This is a genomic window from Ruegeria sp. YTSA064, assembly GCF_059610325.1.
This window is the reverse complement of record NZ_JBXWNK010000005.1, coordinates 15,800-36,815: the sequence shown is the minus strand read 5'-3', so window position 1 is coordinate 36,815 and position 21,016 is coordinate 15,800. Positions and strand designations below refer to the sequence as shown.

The window sequence follows — 21,016 nt, the reverse complement described above, 5'->3', positions numbered from 1 at the left end:
GAGCGACGCATCGACAGGATTTCCAATGTCACTTGAACTCTGGCTCGCCTTTGTGGCCGCATCGACCGCTCTGCTGCTGATCCCCGGGCCGACGGTTCTGCTGGTTCTCAGCTATGCGCTGTCGAAAGGGCGCAGCGTTGCGGTTGCCTCGGCAACTGGTGTGGCTTTGGGCGATCTGGTGGCGATGACTGCATCGCTGTTGGGGCTGGGCGCGCTGGTGTTGGCCTCGGCTACCCTGTTCACTGTGCTGAAATGGGTGGGTGCTGTTTATCTGATTTGGCTGGGCATCAAACTTCTTCGCAGCGCGCCTTCTGGTGGTTTACAGGCTATTGAGACTGAACGAAATGTCACCGCCCGCAGCGTCTTTGGCCATGCCGCCGCCGTCACCGCGTTGAACCCGAAATCAATCGCTTTCTTCATTGCGTTTGTACCGCAGTTCCTGCGCCCTACTGATCCGCTGGGGCCGCAATTTGCAATACTGATCGCCACCTTCGTCGGTCTCGCCGGGCTAAACGCACTCGCCTATGCGCTACTGGCGGATCGGCTGCGCCGCATGATCGGACGTACAAACGTCATCACTGCCATGACCCGGTTCGGAGGGCTGACTCTGATCGGAATGGGCGTCGCTACAGTTGTATTGCGCCGCCCTGCCTGAGGTCAGTCTTTGGCATTTTCCTTCATGAACGCCCGGATGAACCGGCGGATTGCGCGCGTGGCTGACGTAAACCGCGCAACTCGTGGCTCCCGAATGCTTAGTTTTGTTACCATGACCTGCCAAACGCCATCGGCCGCCGCCGCAAGTAGCCGCAGGCGCCAAAGTTTTCTTGCATGACCGACCCTGATGGGTCAAACACCCCCGCGTGTTTGATGCCAAAGGGGTGGCCCATGTCCAGAAACAAAACGGTCAAGGATTACATTCGGACCATTGTCGATTTCCCGCATGAGGGGATCATGTTCCGGGATGTTACCACCCTATTTGCTGATCCACGCGGGTTTCGTATGGCAATCGACCAGATGCTGCACCCCTATGCGGGCGAGCGGATCGATAAGGTCGTGGGTCTTGAGGCACGCGGCTTCATTCTGGGCGGTGCCATAGCACATCAGTTGAGCGTTGGATTTGTGCCAATTCGCAAGAAAGGCAAGCTGCCCGGCACTACGATCAGCCAAGACTATAAGCTGGAATATGGCGAAGCCATCGTTGAGATTCATGATGATGCCATCCAGCCGGGTGAAAAAATTCTGGTCGTTGACGACCTGCTCGCTACAGGCGGCACCGCTGCCGCTGGCATCAAGTTGATCGAACGACTGGGGGGCGAGATTATCTCTTGCGCATTCATCATCGACTTGCCCGAACTAGGCGGTCGCAAAGCACTGGAAGATCTGGGTATGGATGTGCACGTTCTGTGCGAGTTCGAAGGGCTCTGACCATCACACAATTCACGGACTCGTGACTGGAATTCGTGCAACCCGCAAGCTTAGCCCGGGTAAGGCGAATTTCAAGAAACTGCGGCGCTCAATATCTCTGATCTCTTTGTGAACATACTGCGTACCCCGAATGATGCCACCTGAGGCATTTTCAACAAGGGAAATCACGTCATGTTTCGCAAATTCGCTGTTGCTGGAGTTGCAAGTCTTCTGTTGACGACTTCTGTCCTGGCAGATGGGCACTCTAAAGATATCGTCGATACTGCAGTGGGTGCGGGCAGCTTCGCAACGCTCGTCGCTGCGGTACAGGCCGCCGAACTGGTTGAAACGTTAAAGGGTGACGGGCCGTTCACTGTGTTCGCGCCCACGGATGAGGCGTTTGCAGCGCTGCCCGAAGGCACGGTAGAAAATCTGCTAAAGCCGGAAAACAAAGACCAACTTGTCGCGATCCTTACCTATCATGTTGTGCCTGGCAAAGTGATGTCGGGTGATTTGTCCGATGACATGACCGCCGCAACCGTACAAGGCGGGGATATTACTATCGATCTGGACAATGGCGTCATGGTGAATGATGCCAACGTGGTGCAAGCCGATATTGAGGCCGAGAACGGCGTGATCCATGTGATCGACAAAGTTATTCTGCCTGCGTCATGAACTTGTGGCGCGGCCCGGTAGTCGACCGGGTCGCGCTTAGTTTTTAAGAACCGCACCGGGGTTCATGATCCCCTTTGGATCAAGCGCCATCTTGATGGCACGCATGGCCTGCAATCTTACCGGATCGCCATAGTCTTCAAGATCGTCAGTCTTGAGCCTACCAACACCATGTTCCGCACTTACCGATCCTTCAAATTCATGTACCAGATCATGCACGGCACGTTTGACGGCACTGCGTTGTGCATCAAACTCGGCCTTGTCGTGACCGGCAGGTGGAAACACGTTGTAGTGCAGGTTCCCATCACCCAAATGGCCAAAGCAATTCACCCGGAACGGTCCCTGTTTGGCAACCACACGCGCGCCGCGCTGAATAAATTCGGGGATTCGGGAGATCGGAACCGAGATATCATGACTTGAGACAGACCCAACCAAGCGGTTGGCCTCGGGAATCTGCTCGCGCACTGCCCACAACTCGGCTCTTTGAGCCTCGCTCTGAGCAATGACGGCATCCCCCACCAGACCGCGTTCTTCGGCCGCCACATAGATTGCCTCGAGCATGTCCGAAGGATCTTGCCCAGCGGACAGGCCCAACTCGATCAGGACGCTCCATTCCGGTGGCTTCGCAAAGGGTTGCCGAATATCTGGCAGAACCTCGGTCAGAAACTGCAGCCCTTGCCTGTGGATTAGCTCAAACGTGCTGATCGCCTCGCCCACCTGATCCCGCGCCAATGATAACAGATCAATTGCTGCCTCAGGCGAGGCAACCTCTAACATCGCCGTTCCGACCCCTTTGGGTTGCGGGAACAGCTTCAGTGCCGCCGCCGTGATGATCCCCAGCGTCCCTTCGGACCCGATCATCAGGTTGCGCAGATCATAACCGGTGTTGTCTTTGCGCAAACGACTAAGCCCATGCCAGATATCACCGCTTGGCAATACCACCTCAAGCCCCAAACATAGATCGCGTGCATTACCATAGCGCAGCACATTCACGCCGCCGGCATTGGTGGCCAGATTGCCCCCGATCCGACAAGACCCCTGAGCCGCCAGCGACAGAGGAAACAACCGTTCGGCATCCTCGGCTGCCGCCTGTACATCAGCCAGAATGGCACCCGCTTCAGCAACGAGAATGTTTTCGGTCGGGTAGATCGCACGGATTGCTGACATCCGCTCTAGCGAGATGATCAACGGCGTAGGGCCATCCGGCGCAACCTGCCCACCCACCAGACCGGTGCCGCCGCCATATGGAACAACGGGCACGCACGCGTCAGCAGCCAACCGGACCAGGGCCGATACCTCTTCTACGGTCTTAGGCAAGGCCAGCAACCCGCCCTGCCCCACAAACCGCTGACGTGGCTCTTCAAGATAGCGTTCGGAAACGGGCCTCAGTACATCATCGCCCAGTTGGGCGCGTACTGCTTCGGCAAAGCGGTCATCGGCGGGGTACAGAGTCATACCCACTCCCTGCCAAAGGCCAACGGCAGCGGCAAGCCCTATTCCTGCTCAATCAGATACTGGGGTTCCAACACGACGACCGTCGGTCGGTCTGGCAAAGTCCGCAATGAGACGATGAGTTCCGAAACTCCATCTCGCTCAACCGGAAAATCCTCGCGTATATCGACTAGAAATCGTTCAAGTGAGAAGTCCGAGAACCAGTGCATTGGAATAATGATCGAGCTTTTCAGCCGCTTCAGAACTTGGATCATTTCGGGCAGAGGCATGGTCGTCCCACCATCCACTGCGGCCATGACCACATCAAGCCGACCCAATGCCGCGAATTGTTTGTCCGAGGGAATATGATGCAGATGTCCCAGATGACCGATGCACAACCCCTCTAATTCGAACACAAAGATCGAGTTCCCGCGCTCTTCAACGCCACCATAAGCCGATCGAATATCGGTCGACACATTACGCACAAGCAGCTCTCCCAGATCGAGATGATGTTCAATGCCCTGCCCGAACTCACCCCAGCCAGGCAGGACGTACGGGATGGCCGGATCGGGATGGGCGGTCCAGTGGGTGCTGTGCGCATGGTTCATCGTGACTACGTCTGGAATCAGCGCTGCGCCGCCGATAAAGCCGGTGAAATCGGTCACCGCGTTCAATCCACCCTGTGTCTGGATCAAAAACGATGCATGCGCGACATAGCTGATCCGAACCGAAAACTCTGGCACAGGATCCTGCCAGGCCGCTTTGTGAAGATATTCAATCCCCGGCGCTGCATCCGCAATGGCGATACAGTGACTAGGCCGCCGCTCCTGCGCCACAGCCCCGCCCGAGATCATCATCAATACTGCAACAACCCGCCACATACCCCGAGTGTAGCGCAGAACGCCCGCAAGTCATGCCACTTGTTCATCTGGCCCAAAATACTCCGGGGGGAGTCGCGTCCCGCCGCACGGGGCAACGCGCCCTAACCTACGTCGGTCTTCCCGCGCCGATCAGACCGCAAAGACGCATACAGAACATGGGTCCGCCACCGCCCGTTGATCTGCAGATAGGACTGCGCCACGCCTTCATATTTGAAGCCCGAACTTTCCAGCAACCCGCGCGAGGCCTTGTTTTCCGGCAAACAGGCAGCCTCGATCCGACTCAGATCAAGGCGGGTAAAGGCGTGATGAACCACCGCTCCAATCGCTTCGCGCATGAAGCCCTGACGCGCAAAGGATTGCCCCGTCCAGTATCCCAGTGTTCCGGCCTGCGCTGGACCACGGCGGATATTATCCAGCGTGATGGCCCCCAGCAGGACATTATCCGTACGGCGAAACAGAAATAGCGGAATCGCCGTGCCGCCGGCAACCGAGCGCTGAGCCCAGTAAACCCGGTTGGTAAAAGATTTGCGACTCAGGTGATCCTTCGCCCAAACCGGTTCCCACGGGGTCAGGTATTCTTTTGACGCGCGCCGCAGCGCCGCCCAATCATTGAAATCGGAATGGACAGGCGGGCGCAGGCTCAGCCGCTCGGTTTCAAGTTTAAGCTTGCGTCTGCCCAGTAGCATCACGCCGCACGCCTCTCCTGCAGCTCAGCCAGCGATGGCGCACCTGAAACCGGCCCGTACAGCGCCAGCGCCGCCGGGGCCTGCATGGCCATCTGTTCAGCAAAGGCGCGTACATCCTCGGTACTGACGGCGTCGATCTTGGCGACCGTATCCTCGAGCGAGGGCACCCGCCCCCAAATCTGCACCAGACGCGCCAGACGTTCGGCCCGGTTCGAGGGGCTTTCCAGCCCCATCAGCATTCCGGCCTTCATCTGTGCGCGGGCACGGGCCACTTCTTCGTCATTCATGTCGCCGGCGGCGCGCTTCATCTCGTCGATGGTGATCGTGGCCAGTTCGGCAACTTGATCGGCGGAGGTGCCCGCATAGATCGTGGTCGTACCGGTGTCGGCATAGGCGCCCGTCTGTGCAAATATCGTGTAGCAGAGACCACGCGTTTCGCGCACTTCCTGAAACAGGCGCGAAGACATGCCGCCGCCCAAAGCCGTCGAATAAATCTGTGCGGTATAGATCGCATCATCGCGATAGCCTGGGCTCTCCAGGGCCAGCGCGAAATGGGCCTGTTCCAGATCTTTTTCCTGCCGTGCCTCACCACCGGTAAAGCGGGCAATTTCAGGGGTCAGACCTTTGCGCGGCTGCAGATGGCCGAACATTTCTTCCGCCATCTTCATCAGGGCGTCATGATCCACAGCGCCAGCGGCCGACAGGATCATCTGTTCCGGCCCGTAATGCTCAGCCACGAAACCCGACAGGTCTTCACGCGAGAATGCACTTACCCGCTCGGTCGGGCCAAGAATGGTGCGGCCCAGCGGCTGATCGTGATAGCTCTGCTCTTGCAGCCAATCGAAGATAACATCATCGGGCGTGTCATAAGCCTGACCGATTTCCTGCAGGATTACACCACGCTCGACCTCGATCTCGCGCGGATCAAACACTGGGTTCAGAACGATGTCGCCGATCACGTCCATCGCCAGTGTCACATCGTCCTTCAAAACGCGCGCGTAATAGGCCGTAACTTCTCGCGATGTGTAGGCGTTTATATATCCGCCCACATCTTCGATCGCCTCGGCGATTTGCAGCGCGGATCGCCGCTCGGTTCCCTTGAATGCCATATGCTCAAGGAAATGCGCGATGCCATTCTGTTCGATCCGCTCATGCCGCCCACCGGCGGATACCCAGATGCCAATGGCTGCAGATTGCAGCCCCGGCATATGTTCACTGACGATACGAAAGCCGTTCTTCAGTTGGTCTTGTCTGACAGTCACTCAGCGATATGCCTTCTGATATGATCCTCAAGGGCACCCAGATCGTTGGCAATCCGTGTCACCCGTTCCGGACGTTCATACAGATCAGACATGCGGGATGGAAGAGGCGGATGTTCGCCGCTTGCCTTCTCAACCGTTGCCGGGAATTTCGCGGGGTGTGCGGTCGCCAGAGTAATCATCGGAACGTCGGCAGAGCGATGTTCTTCAGCGACCTTGATACCAACGGCAGTGTGCGGACAAACCAGTTCGGCGCTGCGGGTCAGAGTGTGTTTGATTGTGGCCAGTGTCTCATCCTCAGATACACGACCCGAGTCGAAGCTTTCCCGTAGCGCTTCCATCGCGCCTTGGCTGACGTTGAAGCCACCGTTCTTCAGTTCATCCATCAATTGCGCAACGGCACCACCATCCTCACCATAGGCAAAGTACAGTGCGCGCTCAAAGTTGGAACTGACCTGAATATCCATCGACGGGCTGATCGAAGGGACCGTGTCACCCTTGAAATACCCCTCGCCCGAAAGACAGCGATGCAAAATGTCGTTCTGGTTGGTTGCCACCACCAGACGATCGATGGGCAGACCCATACGCTTGGCCAGATAGCCTGCGAAGATATCGCCGAAATTACCTGTGGGGACGGTAAAGCTGACCTTGCGATGCGGCGCGCCAAGGCTGACGGCGGCCGAGAAATAATACACGATCTGTGCCAGGACGCGCGCAAAGTTGATCGAGTTCACACCGGCCAGCTTCACGCCGTCGCGGAATTCGAAATCGTTGAACATGTCTTTCAGCGCAGCCTGACAGTCATCGAAGTCGCCATCCACGGCCAAAGCGTGCACGTTACTGTCGGCGGGCGTTGTCATCTGACGGCGCTGCACTTCCGAAACACGGCCATGCGGGAACAGGATGAACACGTCCACCGCGTCCAGCCCTCGAAACGCCTCAATGGCAGCTGAACCAGTATCGCCGCTTGTCGCACCGACGATAGTTACGCGATCACCGCGCCGTTTCAGCGCTTCCTGAAACAGCTGGCCAATTAGCTGCATGGCGAAATCTTTGAAGGCCAGCGTGGGTCCGTGAAACAGCTCCAGCAGAAAATGGTTCTCGTTCAGCTGCTTCAACGGCGCGCGGCCGTCGTGTCCAAAACCATCGTAAGCGCGGGCGATGATAGCCTTGAACTCATCCTCGGCGAATGACTCGTTGACATAGGGCCACATGACGCGGAATGCGATTTCTTCGTAGGGCAAGCCAGCCAACGCAGCAATTTCGTCCTGCGACATCACAGGGATCTCGGCGGGAAGGTACAGGCCACCATCACGTGCCAGCCCGGTCAGCATCGCTTCTTCAAAGCTTAGTTCCGGCGCTTGGCCACGGGTCGAGATATATCTCATTGCTCTTCTCTCTCAGAAGGGGCGCGGTTGCGCCAAAGGAAGTATCCGGTCATTGCGGCCCAAACCAGAGCCAAACCAAACCATGTGATTGCATATTGAAGGTGGTCGTTCGGGATACCCGCCGTGTCCACCGGAAGAGGTGTTATGTCAGGGTCCGTTTTGGACCGGGCGATCAACAGCACAGGCTCTGTAGCTAGCGCCGCTGCCAGAGTGGGCACGTCACGCGCAAACCAGATGTTGCCATCGATATCTGGCACGGGCGTATAGCTGTCGATTTCATCAGGCCAGTGCAGATTGCCTGAGACCTCCATCGGGCCAGTCACACGATCGGCCTGCTTGGCGGTCGTCGGTACAAAGCCCCGATCCACAAGAATTATGCGACCAGCGGTGCTGAAGGGCTGAATGATCCGGTACCCAGCCCCAACCTGCTTGACAGAGACCAGAACGTGGATTTCCTCTGGCTTCATATCTCCGAAGAGTGTGACAGGAAGATACTTGTCATCTGCTTCCATGACGGTCTCGGGGAGATCAACCGCATCAGCCGCAATGCGCGCTTCGATCTCGGCCAAAATGCCCTGTTTCCAAGCCAGGCGCTGCATTTGCCACACGCCGAGCGATGTCAGCACGCCCAAACCCGCGAGGCCGAAAATCAGCAGAAACAGAATGCGGCGCATGGCGGGGCCAAACCTTGTTGCAGAAATCGGCGTCTTGTTACGGCGCGTGTTGGTCTAATTGCAACCACGCAATTGTATGGGGCGCAATCTTGCGCACCTTATAGAGAAAAAGCCGCCCCTTGGGGCGGCTTTTGCAATTGGATCACCTGACCGGCGTCACATCAGCGGAGCTTGACCCCAGATGTAAACGGCGAAGAACAGGAACAGCCAGACGACGTCAACGAAGTGCCAGTACCAGGCTGCCGCTTCGAACCCGACGTGTTTCTCAGGCGTAAAATCGCCTTTCAGGGCGCGGATCAAGCAGACCGACAGGAAGATGGTTCCGATGATGACGTGGAAACCGTGGAAACCAGTTGCCATGAAGAAGTTCGAGTAGAACTGGTCATCGCCAAACTTCCAGCCTTCGTGGGCCAGCAGCTCGTAGTACTCAAAGCCCTGCAATGCAGTAAACGCGATACCCAGAACGATGCCAATGGCCAGACCATTGATCAGTGCCTTGCGGTCATTGTCATGCACCAGAGCATGGTGTGCCCAAGTGATCGCACAACCCGACAGCAGCAGCACCAGAGTGTTGATCAGCGGTAGGTGGAACGGGTCAACCGCGTGAATGTCGGGCTGGATGTACTCGGTGCCAGCATAGTCGTACATCGGGTACATGCGATGCTTGAAGAACGACCAGAACCAGGCAAAGAAGAACATCACTTCGGACATCACGAACAGGATGAAGCCATAGCGCAGACCGATACGCACAACTGGCGTATGGTCGCCCTGACGGCTTTCGACCACCACTTCGGACCACCATGCGAACATGGTGTAAAGAACACCGATCAGTCCCATCCAGAAGATCCACGGGGTAATCCCGTGCATCCACAGAACAGCCCCGAATAGCATCACAAAGCCAGATACCGCGCCGATCAATGGCCAGATCGACGGGTTCAGAATGTGATAATCATGGTCTTTTGCGTGTGCCATCAGCGTCCCTCACCTACAGGCGTTAGTTCTTGTTTGTCTCAGCCTGCACGTCAAGGGCGGCAAAGCCCTCGGGCAGGTCAATTTCGTAGAATGTATACGACAGAGTGATCGTATGCACATACTTGGCTTCTAAATCTTCGACCATCTCTGGATCGACGAAGAAAGTCACCGGCATCTCAACCCGCTCTCCGGGTTGCAGAACCTGCTCTTCAAAGCAGAAACAGGCAATCTTCTGGAAATACCCACCGGCAGAATACGGGGCGACATTGTATGACGCCTGTCCCGCAATCGGGCGATCAGTTGGGTTATAGGCTTCGTAGAAGGCCAGCCCGGTTTCACCAATGCGGACTTCCAACTCGCGCTCGACCGGCTTGAATTCCCAGGCCATGTCTTTGGCTTTTGACGCGTCAAAACGCACGGTGACGGTGCGGTCCAGAATCTCGTCTGGTGCCACTTCGGCCACGCCGGTGGTCCCACCAAAGCCGGTGACCCGGCAAAACCAGTCATAAAACGGCACAGCTGCCCAAGCGAGGCTGCCCATCAGGACAACCACACCAACCGTTTGTGCAACGGTTTTCTGAGGACCGGTCAACGCCATCAGTTCTGCACCTCTTGTGGTGCCATGTTGAAATCAGTGCCCGAGACCTTCACGATCGTCAGTCCAAAGATGATCACGATGAACGCGGCCAGTGTTAGGCCCACGCCCAGATTGCGGCTGAACCGACGCTGATGCAGCTCATGGCTTTTGCGCAGGCTCATGACCAGCCTCCCAGCCCATAAGGTTTCAGCAGCGCCTCAGCCAGAATCGCGCTAAAATGCAGGAAGAGATACAGCAACGACAGCTTGAAGAAGCTGCGCTCGACCTTGAAATTGTCGGCTTCGGAATCGTCTTCGTTTCGGCGGGAAATCTGCCAGGCGCCCCGCAGGAACAAGCCGTTCAGAACCAGTGCGACCACCAGATAGATCGGGCCTCCGATATCCGAGAACGCGGTGCCCACCGCCAGCACCGCAAGCAGCGCGGTATAGACCAGAATGTGCCAGCGTGTGGCGCGGCGGCCGTGCGTAACGGTCAGCATCGGCACACCTGCGTCGTCATAGTCCGAGCGCATAAACAGCGCCAAGGCCCAGAAATGCGGCGGCGTCCACATAAAGGTCAGGGCGAACATCAACCACGGCTCAAGCGTCATCGAACCTGTGGCCGCGACCCATCCGATCACCGGCGGGAACGCCCCTGCGGCACCACCGATCACGATATTCTGCGGTGTCGAACGCTTTAGCCAGATCGTGTAGACGACGACATAGAAGAAGATGGTAAAGGCCAGAAACGCGCCGGCGAACCAGTTGGTTGCCAGACCCAGCATGATGACGGACAGGCCAGACAGAGCCAGTCCCAATGCTAATGCCTCGCCTTCCTCGACCTTGCCGGACGGGATCGGGCGGCCTTTGGTGCGCTTCATCACGCGGTCGATATCCGCGTCCCACCACATGTTCAGCGCGCCAGACGCACCACCGCCGATCGCGATGAACAGGATGGCGCAGAATCCTACAAACGGATGTACCGGAACCGGGGCCGCAAGCAATCCAACCAAAGCCGTAAACACCACCAGCGACATCACGCGTGGCTTCAGCAGCGCAAAATAATCGCCAAAGCTGGCCTCGTCCGCGCAGGTCTGCGCGGAAACGGTGCTGGCATTGAAGCTTGCGTCGCTCATCTTTGGTCCTTTTCGGGGCAAAAGCTGCGCGAATCCCGCGCAGCCCGCACATGTTTACCCAGGCCTCAGTCGGCTTAGTTCGAGGCCACCTGATAGGAAACAGGCTGACCTGCATACTCTTCCAGAGCGCCCTGCAGCCACTGCTCATATGCCTCTTCGCTGACCACTTTGACGGTGATCGGCATATAGGCATGGTCTTTGCCGCACAGTTCCGAGCACTGGCCGAAATAGACGCCTTCCTTATCAGCCTGGAACCACAGTTCGGCCAAACGACCTGGTACGCCGTCCTGCTTTACGCCGAATGACGGGATGGTCCACGAATGGATCACGTCAGACGCAGTAACCTGCATGACAATGATCTTACCAACTGGAACAACTACCGCCGTGTCCGTCGCGAGCAGCCATTCATCCTGGCTGTAGCCCGCATCGGCCAGCTTGGCGCGCATCGCGTCATCCAGCACAAATGGCGTTACATCTGCATCCGCAGGGCGCGCGCCCTCATCCAAAGTGGCCGGGTGGCCCAGCAAGTAGCTGTCGAATGCGAAATCGTGATCGACATATTCGTAAGTCCAGTACCACTGGTTACCCACGACCTTGATGGTGATGTCGCCCTCTGGGATCTCTTGTTGCTTGAACAGAACCGGCAGCGAGAATGCGCCAATGAAAACCAGAATTAGGATTGGCCCAAGGGTCCACGCAATCTCAACCGGGGTATAGTGGGAAAACCGCGCAGGCTCAGGATTCGCACGCCGATTGTATCGCACGATGCAGTAGAGCAGCAGACCGGCGACAAACAGGCAGATGACCGTGATGATCACCAGAATCATATTGTCGAGACTCTGAATTCCTTCGGCAAGACTGGTGGTCGCAGGCTGGAAACCAACGCCGCCTGCCACCGGCTTGCCAATAATCTCAAGCTCCTGAGCCATGGCGGGAAGGCTGGAGAGGGCTGTTGCAAGCCCGGAAAGCATCAAAGCATTCTTCATTTTCTGTCCTGATCGTTTGATCTTTGCGTCTCTGGCGAAAAGGTGTGAATCGGTCGCACCTCTCCCGTTGTCTTTGGCCGCGTTAAAAACCATATTCCGTCGGGTAGATAAAGCAAAATGCTTGCGTCAAACAGACGCTATTTTTGATCTGGATCAAACCCGAAAGGTCGCAACCTATGTCTCAGGCCCCATTTCGCCCCTTTGAAAGCGTTCTTCCGAAGGACGAGGCGCTTGCTGTGCTGCAGGCCGCAACCAATGGCGCGGAGGACGGAGAGCTGTTTGTCGAGCGGCGAAAGTCTGAGTCACTGGTGTTCGATGACGGTCGTCTGCGGACGGCTTCCTACGATGCATCCGAGGGATTCGGCCTGCGTGCAGTGCAGTGCGAAGTTGCGGGATACGCACACTCGACGGATGTTTCGATTCCCTCACTTAAACGAGCCGCTGAAACCGCACGGCTGGCCGTCGGTGATGGTGGAGGGACGCTGGCCGGACCGCCACAGGCCACCAACACACGGCTTTATACCGATGAGGACCCGATCGAATCCGCCAGTTTTCCGGTCAAGATCGAGACCCTGCGCGAGATTGACGCCTTTGCCCGCGATCTGGACCCTCGGGTCGTGCAAGTCAGCGCCACGATTGCCGCCGCAGTGCAGGAGATCGAGATTCTGCGCCCCGACGGCGTCCAGGTGCGCGATGTGCGCCCGATGACCCGCCTGAACGTCTCGGTCATCGTAGAACAGAACGGACGGCGCGAAAGCGGCTCAGCCGGGGGGGGCGGTCGCGTGGGGCTGGACGGTTTGATTGACCCCACCGACTGGCAGGACAAAGCACGCGAAGCGCTGCGGATCGCTCTGGTTAATCTGGATGCCATCCCTGCCCCTGCCGGCGTGATGGAGGTTGCATTGGGACCTGGCTGGCCCGGAATTCTGTTGCACGAGGCCATTGGGCACGGTCTGGAAGGCGATTTCAACCGCAAGGGCAGCTCGGCCTTCGCCGGGCTGATGGGACAGCAGATCGCCTCAAAAGGCGTGACCGTCGTTGATGACGGCACGATAGCGGACCGTCGCGGCTCGATTTCGGTGGATGACGAAGGTACCCCCAGTTCGCGCACGGTCCTGATCGAAGACGGTATACTGACTGGATATATGCAGGACCGCCAAAACGCACGTCTGATGGGGGTTTCACCCACCGGCAACGGGCGGCGACAGAGCTATGCCCACAAACCCATGCCTCGTATGACCAATACGATCATGTTGGGCGGTGATTCAGACCCAGCCTCGCTGGTATCAGACATCAAGGACGGCATCTGGGCCGTCGGTTTTGGCGGTGGTCAGGTTGATATCACCAATGGCAAGTTCGTCTTTTCCTGCACCGAGGCCTATCGCGTCGAGAATGGTAAGATTGGTGCTCCGGTCAAAGGCGCGACACTCATTGGTGACGGCCCCTCGGCGCTAAAGCGTATTCGGGGCCTGGGGAACGATATGGCGCTTGATCCGGGCATGGGCACCTGCGGCAAGGACGGGCAATGGGTGCCGGTGGGAGTGGGGCAACCAACCGTACTGATGGACGGACTTACGGTTGGCGGCTCTGCTGCTTGAGTCGGAATTCAGTGCGAGGAATGAGGCGCAGGGTTAACGCTGCGCCTCATCGATTGAAGAAGTTGCCGATCAACGGTAACTTGCGCAAAAAAATTCATGCAAATTTTTGCTTTATTTTCATATGTATAGCGTGACATCTAAATTCAAAATCCGAATAATTCAGTTCTAATTATCCAAGATTTACAGGCTGTTAACCCGCTGCACCGTAAACCAGTTTTGCAATCAGGCGGAGCATCGGATGACCGAAGAGCAGCTTTCTTCCAATCACCCCCCACTCCCACCCACCACGGAAGAGGACCGGTTTTCGTGGCTCCGTCTGTTGCGTTCGCGCAAAGTTGGACCGGCGACGTTTCGGCGCCTGTTGCGCGAACATGGCTCGGCGCAGAATGCGCTGGCCGCGCTGCCGGAAATGGCGCGCGCAGCCGGAATTGAAGGGTACGAAATCTGCCCCCCCGGCGTGATCGAGGCGGAGCTCAAGGCCGCAAAAGCAGCCAAAGCGCGGCTTTTGTGCCTTGGGGCCGCTGACTATCCCGATGCGCTGATCGACATTTCTGACGCACCTCCAATGTTATGGGCGATTGGTGATCCGACTATTCTGAATCGACAGGCGATCGCTATGGTCGGGGCACGGAACTGTTCTTCACTGGGTGCCCGCATGGCACGGGCGTTGGCCTCTGAGTTGGGTAAAGAAGACTACATCGTCGTCTCGGGACTGGCCCGCGGTATTGATACTTCGGCCCATATTGCCACTTTGGAGACAGGAACTGTGGCGGTGATGGCTGGTGGGGTCGATGTGATTTATCCAGCCGAGAATTCTGATCTGGCGCGCGACATCGCAAAAACCGGCCTGCGCCTGTCCGAGCAACCGATGGGCACTACGCCACAGGCCCGGCATTTCCCGCGCCGCAATCGCATTATTTCAGGTCTGGCACAGGCTGTTGTCGTGGTCGAAGCTGCCGCCAAATCGGGCAGCCTGATCACCGCACGAGACGCGCTAGACCAGGGACGAGAAGTTCTGGCCGTCCCTGGTCACCCGTTCGACGCAAGGGCGGCGGGATGCAACCTGCTGATCCGGGACGGCGCGACATTGGTACGCACCGCTGAAGATGTGATTGACGCATTGCCGACGCCGCAGCATCAGATACTGCCCCAACAAATCCCGCCTATCCGACTGGAGACGGCACAATCCGAAAATGCCCCACGCGCACTACACGACGTGATTCTCAGTTGCCTTGGTCCATCTCCAATTGCCGAGGACCAGTTGATCCGGGATGTCGACGCATCCGCTGGCGAAATTGGCCCAGTGCTGGTCGATCTGGAACTTGATGGTAAGATTCAGCGGCAACCGGGCGGGCTTTTGGCCCTTAGCGCCCAATATCCGATAAGCTGAGATTTAGGACCAGCTACCTATGACACGGTGCAAACTGCCAGAATCGGCTTGAAAATCAGGGGCATTGGGCGCGGAAAACGAACGCATTGACAATTCGATCTTGCCCCACACATTTTGCACGGTCATACAAAGCGCAAAATCCGTCGAGCGAGGATTCCCCTTAAATGCCCGTAGTTGTTGTAGAATCTCCGGCCAAAGCAAAAACGATCAACAAGTATCTTGGCCCCGACTACACTGTTTTGGCCTCATATGGCCACGTCCGTGACCTGCCGCCGAAGGATGGTTCGGTCGATCCCGAGCATGAATTCTCTATGAAATGGGAGGTGGGCAACGACAGCCGCAAACACGTCAAAGCGATTGCCGACGCTCTCAAAGAAGACAACGCTTTGATCCTCGCAACTGACCCTGACCGCGAGGGCGAAGCGATCAGTTGGCACTTGCAAGAAGCGCTCACCAAGCGGCGTTCGATCAAGAAGGACACGCCGGTCAGCCGAGTGACGTTCAACGCGATCACCAAGGACGCCGTGACCGAAGCGATGCAGAACCCGCGCGAGGTCGATATGCCTCTGGTCGAGGCCTATCTGGCCCGCCGCGCGCTGGACTATCTGGTGGGCTTCAACCTATCGCCGGTACTGTGGCGCAAATTGCCCGGGGCAAAGTCTGCCGGACGCGTACAATCGGTCTGCCTGCGCCTGATCGTGGAACGCGAGATGGAGATCGAGGCGTTCAAGCCTGTTGAATACTGGTCCGTAAGGGCCTTGTTCGAAACACCACGCGGCCAGACCTATGAAGCCCGTCTTGTTACTCTGGCCGGCAAAAAGCTCGACAAACACGATCTGACTAATGCCACGCAGGCCGAGCTGGCTGTACAGGCGATTACCAGCCGGGCGCTGAGTGTCACCTCAGTCGAGGCCAAGCCTGCCGCACGTAACCCAAGTGCCCCGTTCATGACCTCGACCCTGCAGCAGGAAGCCAGTCGTAAATTCGGATTGGGCGCGCGCCACGCGATGCAGGTGGCGCAACGGCTGTATGAGGCGGGCTACATTACCTATATGCGGACTGACGGTATCGACATGGCGCCCGAAGCTGTCGCCGCCACGCGTGATGCCATCTCGGATCGATATGGCCCCGAATATGTGCCGGACAGCCCGCGCATGTATAAGAACAAGGCCAAGAACGCACAGGAAGCGCACGAATGTATCCGCCCGACGGATATGTCGCGTGATGCCAAAGCGCTGAAAGTGACGGATGAAGATCAGCGTAAACTGTACGACCTGATCTGGAAGCGCACCATTGCCTGTCAGATGGCTGCGGCACGACTGGAGCGCACGACAGTCGAAATCGGCAGTGATGACGGCCAAGTCGGCTTGCGCGCCACCGGCCAAGTCGTCTTGTTTGACGGTTTCATGCGCGTCTATGAAGAAGGCCGCGATGACGTTGTTGATGACGATGACAAGCGCCTGCCTCAGATCATGCAAGGTGATCCGGCGCGCTTTGCCAAGACATCATTGCGGGATCAGTTCACCAAGGCCACCAGCGACTCGGACAAAGCCGCGATTCTGTCCGACAACGAAGCCGTGCTCGCGCTGCAACACCACACTCAACCGCCGCCACGCTATACCGAGGCGACGCTTGTCAAGCGGATGGAAGAACTGGGGATCGGACGACCATCGACTTATGCTTCGATCGTCACCACGATTCAGGATCGGGAATATGTACGCAAAGACAAGAACCGCCTGATCCCCGAAGAAAAGGGGCGGATCGTCACGATCTTTCTGCTGAACTTCTTCCGCCAGTATGTGGGCTATGAGTTTACGGCCAACCTCGAAGAAGAGCTCGATGACGTCAGCGCTGGGGACCGTGACTACAAGGATCTGCTCGGTAAGTTCTGGCGAGATTTCTCGGCTGCAATTGGTGAGACTTCGGAACTGCGCATATCAGAAGTGCTGGACAAGCTGGATGAGGCGTTGGCACCCCAGCTGTATCCCCCGCGAGAAGACGGATCCGATCCGCGTGTTTGTCCGAAATGCGGCGTGGGGCAGTTGCACCTCAAAACGTCGCGTACCGGTGGATTCGTGGGCTGCGGCAACTACCCGGAATGTACCTATACCCGTCCGATCGCTGGCGAAGGTGCTGAAGGTGACGAACGTTTGCTGGGCGAAGATGTGGGCGATGAAATCTGGCTGAAATCCGGTCGCTTTGGCCCTTATGTACAGCGCGGAGAGCCCACGCCCGAAAACAAGAAACCTCCGCGTGCATCCCTGCCCCGTGGCTGGAACAAAGATGACATGGATCTGGAAAAGGCGCTGACTTTGTTGTCTTTGCCGCGCCAGATCGGCGAACATCCCGAGGGTGGCATGATCAACTCGAACTTTGGACGGTTTGGCCCATATATCATGCACCAGCTTCCGGAGGAGGCCAAACCCGTCTACGTCAATGTCAAAGATCCAAATGACGTGTTTGAAATCGGCATGAACCGGGCGGTTGAAATGCTGGCCGAAAAACGGGCCAATCCGGGACGGCGAGGACAGGCTGCGAAACCGCTGAAAGAAGTAGGCGAACATCCGGATGGTGGCATGATGCAGATTCTGGACGGGCGTTACGGGCCTTACGTGAAATGGGAAAAGGTCAACGCGACCATCCCCAAAGATATCAAGCCCGAAGATGTAACGCAGGAAATGGCCATTGAACTGGTCAACGAGCGTGCGGCCAAGAAGGGTACTAAGAAGAAGGCGGCGCCCAAGAAGAAAGCAGTTGCCAAGAAAACCACCAAAAAGGCAGGTTAGGTAGAAATACCACCTGCCCCTTGGATTCGTTGACTTCCCGGTGACGTGGCGGCACAACTCGGCCCAGCACCATGTCATTGGGGGAGTTTTCCATGAAGAAAATCTATGCCAATGCCGAAGAGGCGCTCGATGGGGTGATCTCGGATGGCATGTTGATCGCGGCGGGCGGCTTTGGTCTGTGCGGTATCCCAGAGATGCTGCTTGAGGCGATCAAAGCGTCGGGCGCGAAGGACCTGACCTTTGCTTCGAACAACGCAGGCGTTGATGATTTCGGCATCGGCATCCTGCTGCAAACCAAGCAGGTCAAGAAAATGATCAGCTCATATGTCGGTGAAAACGCGGAGTTCATGCGCCAGTATCTGAGTGGAGAGCTGGAGCTGGAATTCAATCCACAAGGCACACTGGCCGAACGCATGCGCGCCGGTGGTGCTGGCATCCCCGGGTTCTACACCAAAACAGGCGTGGGAACGGTGATCGCGGATGGCAAAGAGCACAAAGACTTCAACGGTGAGACCTATATCATGGAGGAAGGCATCTTCGCCGACCTCGCGATCGTAAAGGCGTGGAAAGCAGATGACACCGGAAATCTGGTGTTCCGCAAGACCGCCCGCAACTTCAACGTGCCCGCCGCAACATGCGGTAAGATTTGTGTGGCTGAGGTTGAAGAAATCGTTCCGCGCGGCTCGCTAGACCCTGACAGCATCCACCTGCCCGGCATCTATGTGCACCGTATCATCCAAGGCAGCCACGAAAAGCGCATCGAACAGCGCACCACCCGCAAGAAGGAGGACGCATAATGCCCTGGGACCGCAATCAGATGGCCGCACGCGCGGCAGAAGAGCTGGAAGACGGCATGTATGTGAACCTCGGCATCGGTATTCCGACGCTGGTGGCGAACTATGTGGGCGACAAGGACATCACCCTGCAGTCCGAAAACGGTATGCTGGGTATGGGCCCCTTCCCGTTTGAGGGCGAGGAAGACGCCGACCTGATAAACGCAGGCAAGCAGACGATCACCGAACTGTCCCGCACCTCATACTTCGATAGCGCGACTTCGTTCGCGATGATCCGAGGCGGTAAGATTGCCGCTGCGATCCTGGGTGCGATGGAAGTCGACGAGAAAGGCGATCTGGCCAACTGGATGATTCCCGGCAAGCTGGTCAAAGGCATGGGCGGAGCGATGGATCTGGTGGCCGGTGTAGGCCGCGTTATCGTTGTGATGGACCACACCAACAAGCATGGTGATTCGAAAGTGCTGAAGGAATGTACTTTGCCACTAACCGGACAGGGCGTTGTGGATCGGATCATCACCAATCTGGGCGTCCTCGATGTGGTCGAAGGTGGCTTGAAGATCGTTGAACTTGCCGATGGTGTCAGCGATGCGGATATGAGAGCGGCGACCCAGGCAACGATTGTCGACTGACATCGCTCCTCCAAAAAGCAAAAGGCCCGCAATGACGCGGGCTTTTTTTTAATTGGCTGCCTGAAAGACGCAGGGGTCCGATACGAACTGCGGTGCTGACGTGCACAGCGCGCTTGCGACCTGAAACGCGGCAAGGACCTTGGGCACGTAATCTCTGGTTTCAGCATAAGGTGGCACACCGCTGTGTTTATGCACGGCCCCCTCGCCTGCATTATAACCCGCGAGAACGAGGATTGGGTCGTTGTCGAATTCCTCCATCAGCCAATGAAGGTATTTGACCCCACCTTCTATGTTCTGTTCCGGTTTGAGGCTGTCTTCGACACCGAAGCGTTCGGCTGTGGCTGGCATGAGTTGCATCAACCCCTGAGCGCCGGCGGAACTAACGGCTTGTGTTTTCCCGGCCGATTCCACCGAGATTACTGCCAGCACAAGCGCAGGCGAGACATTTGTGCCCACAGTCGAGCGCAGGATGTCCACGCCGCGCGCGTCTGCGATATCCTGAAGCGTTTGAAGGCGCGGGGCCGCTACGTCGGTCGCAGTCAATGCCTGAACAGCTTCTGCGAGCCTTCCTGCGCTTGCCTGTTGCAGTTCGGGTGAGATCCGGCTCCAGAAAGCCTCATAGGTCCCTACCGGCTCGGTCGTTCCTGCGATCTTCGGGGGATTCGACGGCGGAACGGGTGCAGGGGTCGTAACTTCGGGCACATCCAGCTTTGCCCCAGTGCTGGGTGCCGAAGGCGACGCCGCGTGTTGTTCTGGGGTAATTTGAATGGTCACACGCGGACGCGTGCCTGGTTTGGGAGCTTTGATACGCTTATAAACCCCGCGCGGCTCGATCTCAGTCGCGGATACCGAAATTGCACCCGTCAATAGGAATGCGACTGCACCTGCGCAAAAGATTGCGTCCCGGAAATACATTTGCCTGCCTCGATTTCTTATCTTTTGAAGCATTTTGAACCCTATAACGGCCTGCAACGCCAGTAAAACAAAGCGAAATGGGGCAATTTCGCCTCATTTGCCGCTATTTTGCATCGCCCAATCCTCTATGCGTGAAAAACGGTGAATTTATTTCCCTTCATAATCAATATGTTACAAGAAATACGAATAAAATCTTAAGCATTTAGCCAAAAAATATTGGTTTGGCCCAATTCCTGCCACGCGCAAAGGTCAAACATAGACCCATGCCGAGACGATCGGGAGCGGACCGAGAGAGAATGCTCTGGAAGACGCCGAGGTTAATTGCTTATTTGATCCTTTAGGAGGGACGTAACATGATCAAGTTCATCAAGAACTTCCGCAAAGACGAAGACGGCGCCGTAACTGTAGACTGGGTCGTTCTGACCGCAGCTGTTGTTGCTCTGGCAGCCATCGCTTACAATCAGGTTAGTAGCGGTGCCAGCACACTGGCGGGCAACATCGACAGCGCGCTGTCCGGTATTACCGTTACTACGCCAAACACCAACTAATTAGCATCACACTCTGGTGTGTAATGTGGGGGCCAAGTCTTTTCGAAGACCTGGCCCCTTTTTCAAAGGTACTTTGCCCGGAATAGTATGATGTTCAGCACAATCAAGAAATTTGCGAACGACGAAAACGGCGCAGTGACGGTAGACTGGGTTGTATTGACTGCTGCAGTTGTGGGCTTTGGTGGTCTGATGTACACGCTCTTGAACGAAGGCGTCAGCGGTCTCGACGAGAAGACTGGCCAAGCTCTCGCGAACACGGAAGTCCAGAACATTAGTTTTGACTAACGCTCG

At 57.0% G+C, this 21,016-nt stretch carries 22 protein-coding genes; 10 read left to right on the top strand and 12 right to left on the bottom strand.

Annotation, left to right across the window (positions count from 1 at the left end; all coding sequences use genetic code 11):
* Nucleotides 1-25 precede the first annotated feature (25 nt).
* From AC2FI7_RS08710 to AC2FI7_RS08700, 3 genes are all read left to right on the top strand, one after another.
* Entirely contained in the window at nt 26-655 is a 630-nt protein-coding gene (locus AC2FI7_RS08710; protein ID WP_010441682.1) for a LysE family translocator, read from the top strand.
* A 230-nt stretch (nt 656-885) separates the two neighbouring features.
* Complete coding sequence (locus AC2FI7_RS08705) at nt 886-1,425, top strand: adenine phosphoribosyltransferase (RefSeq protein ID WP_010441681.1); 540 nt, start codon at nt 886-888, stop codon at nt 1,423-1,425.
* 171 nt (nt 1,426-1,596) lie between these two features.
* Nucleotides 1,597-2,079 carry a fasciclin domain-containing protein gene (locus AC2FI7_RS08700; protein ID WP_010441680.1) on the top strand — a complete coding sequence of 161 codons (483 nt, stop codon included), beginning with the start codon at nt 1,597-1,599 and terminating at the stop codon, nt 2,077-2,079.
* 36 nt (nt 2,080-2,115) lie between these two features.
* Here the strand turns inward: AC2FI7_RS08700 and AC2FI7_RS08695 are convergent, their stop codons facing one another.
* The 11 genes from AC2FI7_RS08695 to coxB all read right to left on the bottom strand — a co-directional run bounded on the left by AC2FI7_RS08695 (nt 2,116) and on the right by coxB (nt 12,065).
* On the bottom strand, nt 2,116-3,531 hold the full coding sequence (locus AC2FI7_RS08695; protein ID WP_480457883.1) for an FAD-binding oxidoreductase: 1,416 nt from the start codon (nt 3,529-3,531) through the stop codon (nt 2,116-2,118).
* 38 nt (nt 3,532-3,569) lie between these two features.
* The gene (locus tag AC2FI7_RS08690) at nt 3,570-4,388 is read right to left on the bottom strand and encodes an MBL fold metallo-hydrolase (protein ID WP_010441678.1); all 819 of its coding nucleotides are present in this window, start codon (nt 4,386-4,388) and stop codon (nt 3,570-3,572) included.
* A 101-nt stretch (nt 4,389-4,489) separates the two neighbouring features.
* On the bottom strand, nt 4,490-5,074 hold the full coding sequence (locus tag AC2FI7_RS08685; RefSeq protein WP_010441677.1) for a GNAT family N-acetyltransferase: 585 nt from the start codon (nt 5,072-5,074) through the stop codon (nt 4,490-4,492).
* On the bottom strand, nt 5,074-6,336 hold the full coding sequence (locus AC2FI7_RS08680; protein WP_010441676.1) for a M16 family metallopeptidase: 1,263 nt from the start codon (nt 6,334-6,336) through the stop codon (nt 5,074-5,076). The genes AC2FI7_RS08685 and AC2FI7_RS08680 overlap by 1 nt, the downstream gene beginning before the upstream one ends.
* Complete coding sequence (thrC, locus tag AC2FI7_RS08675; RefSeq protein WP_010441675.1) at nt 6,333-7,721, bottom strand: threonine synthase; 1,389 nt, start codon at nt 7,719-7,721, stop codon at nt 6,333-6,335. Before thrC ends, AC2FI7_RS08680 begins: the two co-directional genes overlap by 4 nt.
* Nucleotides 7,718-8,395 carry an SURF1 family protein gene (locus tag AC2FI7_RS08670; protein ID WP_010441674.1) on the bottom strand — a complete coding sequence of 226 codons (678 nt, stop codon included), beginning with the start codon at nt 8,393-8,395 and terminating at the stop codon, nt 7,718-7,720. Before AC2FI7_RS08670 ends, thrC begins: the two co-directional genes overlap by 4 nt.
* A 156-nt stretch (nt 8,396-8,551) precedes the next feature.
* Nucleotides 8,552-9,367 (bottom strand): cytochrome c oxidase subunit 3, encoded by an 816-nt coding sequence (locus tag AC2FI7_RS08665; RefSeq protein ID WP_010441673.1) that lies wholly within the window; start codon nt 9,365-9,367, stop codon nt 8,552-8,554.
* Between the two features lie 22 nt (nt 9,368-9,389).
* Nucleotides 9,390-9,965 (bottom strand): cytochrome c oxidase assembly protein, encoded by a 576-nt coding sequence (locus AC2FI7_RS08660; RefSeq protein ID WP_010441672.1) that lies wholly within the window; start codon nt 9,963-9,965, stop codon nt 9,390-9,392.
* Nucleotides 9,965-10,126, bottom strand: coding sequence for a cytochrome c oxidase system small membrane protein (locus AC2FI7_RS08655; RefSeq protein ID WP_010441671.1), 162 nt, complete (start codon nt 10,124-10,126; stop codon nt 9,965-9,967). The genes AC2FI7_RS08660 and AC2FI7_RS08655 overlap by 1 nt, the downstream gene beginning before the upstream one ends.
* Complete coding sequence (gene cyoE / locus AC2FI7_RS08650; protein ID WP_010441670.1) at nt 10,123-11,079, bottom strand: heme o synthase; 957 nt, start codon at nt 11,077-11,079, stop codon at nt 10,123-10,125. The genes AC2FI7_RS08655 and cyoE overlap by 4 nt, the downstream gene beginning before the upstream one ends.
* Before the next feature lie 74 nt (nt 11,080-11,153).
* Nucleotides 11,154-12,065, bottom strand: coding sequence for a cytochrome c oxidase subunit II (coxB, locus tag AC2FI7_RS08645; protein WP_029621961.1), 912 nt, complete (start codon nt 12,063-12,065; stop codon nt 11,154-11,156).
* A 176-nt stretch (nt 12,066-12,241) separates the two neighbouring features.
* Between coxB and tldD the strand changes: the two genes are divergently transcribed.
* From tldD to AC2FI7_RS08620, 5 genes are all read left to right on the top strand, one after another.
* Nucleotides 12,242-13,663 (top strand): metalloprotease TldD, encoded by a 1,422-nt coding sequence (tldD, locus tag AC2FI7_RS08640; protein ID WP_010441668.1) that lies wholly within the window; start codon nt 12,242-12,244, stop codon nt 13,661-13,663.
* Between the two features lie 238 nt (nt 13,664-13,901).
* Nucleotides 13,902-15,053 carry a DNA-processing protein DprA gene (gene dprA / locus AC2FI7_RS08635; protein WP_010441667.1) on the top strand — a complete coding sequence of 384 codons (1,152 nt, stop codon included), beginning with the start codon at nt 13,902-13,904 and terminating at the stop codon, nt 15,051-15,053.
* Nucleotides 15,054-15,217: 164 nt separating this feature from the next.
* Nucleotides 15,218-17,839, top strand: coding sequence for a type I DNA topoisomerase (gene topA, locus AC2FI7_RS08630; protein WP_010441666.1), 2,622 nt, complete (start codon nt 15,218-15,220; stop codon nt 17,837-17,839).
* 92 nt (nt 17,840-17,931) lie between these two features.
* On the top strand, nt 17,932-18,636 hold the full coding sequence (locus AC2FI7_RS08625; RefSeq protein ID WP_010441665.1) for a CoA transferase subunit A: 705 nt from the start codon (nt 17,932-17,934) through the stop codon (nt 18,634-18,636).
* On the top strand, nt 18,636-19,262 hold the full coding sequence (locus tag AC2FI7_RS08620) for a 3-oxoacid CoA-transferase subunit B (RefSeq protein WP_010441664.1): 627 nt from the start codon (nt 18,636-18,638) through the stop codon (nt 19,260-19,262). Before AC2FI7_RS08625 ends, AC2FI7_RS08620 begins: the two co-directional genes overlap by 1 nt.
* A 48-nt stretch (nt 19,263-19,310) precedes the next feature.
* Here the strand turns inward: AC2FI7_RS08620 and AC2FI7_RS08615 are convergent, their stop codons facing one another.
* On the bottom strand, nt 19,311-20,177 hold the full coding sequence (locus AC2FI7_RS08615) for a lytic transglycosylase domain-containing protein (RefSeq protein WP_496815773.1): 867 nt from the start codon (nt 20,175-20,177) through the stop codon (nt 19,311-19,313).
* 353 nt (nt 20,178-20,530) lie between these two features.
* Here AC2FI7_RS08615 and AC2FI7_RS08610 point away from each other — a divergent pair, with 353 nt between their 5' ends.
* Nucleotides 20,531-20,725, top strand: coding sequence for a hypothetical protein (locus AC2FI7_RS08610; RefSeq protein ID WP_010441661.1), 195 nt, complete (start codon nt 20,531-20,533; stop codon nt 20,723-20,725).
* Between the two features lie 90 nt (nt 20,726-20,815).
* Nucleotides 20,816-21,010: a hypothetical protein gene (locus tag AC2FI7_RS08605; protein WP_010441660.1), complete on the top strand. Its 195-nt coding sequence runs from the start codon at nt 20,816-20,818 to the stop codon at nt 21,008-21,010.
* Nucleotides 21,011-21,016 lie beyond the last annotated feature (6 nt).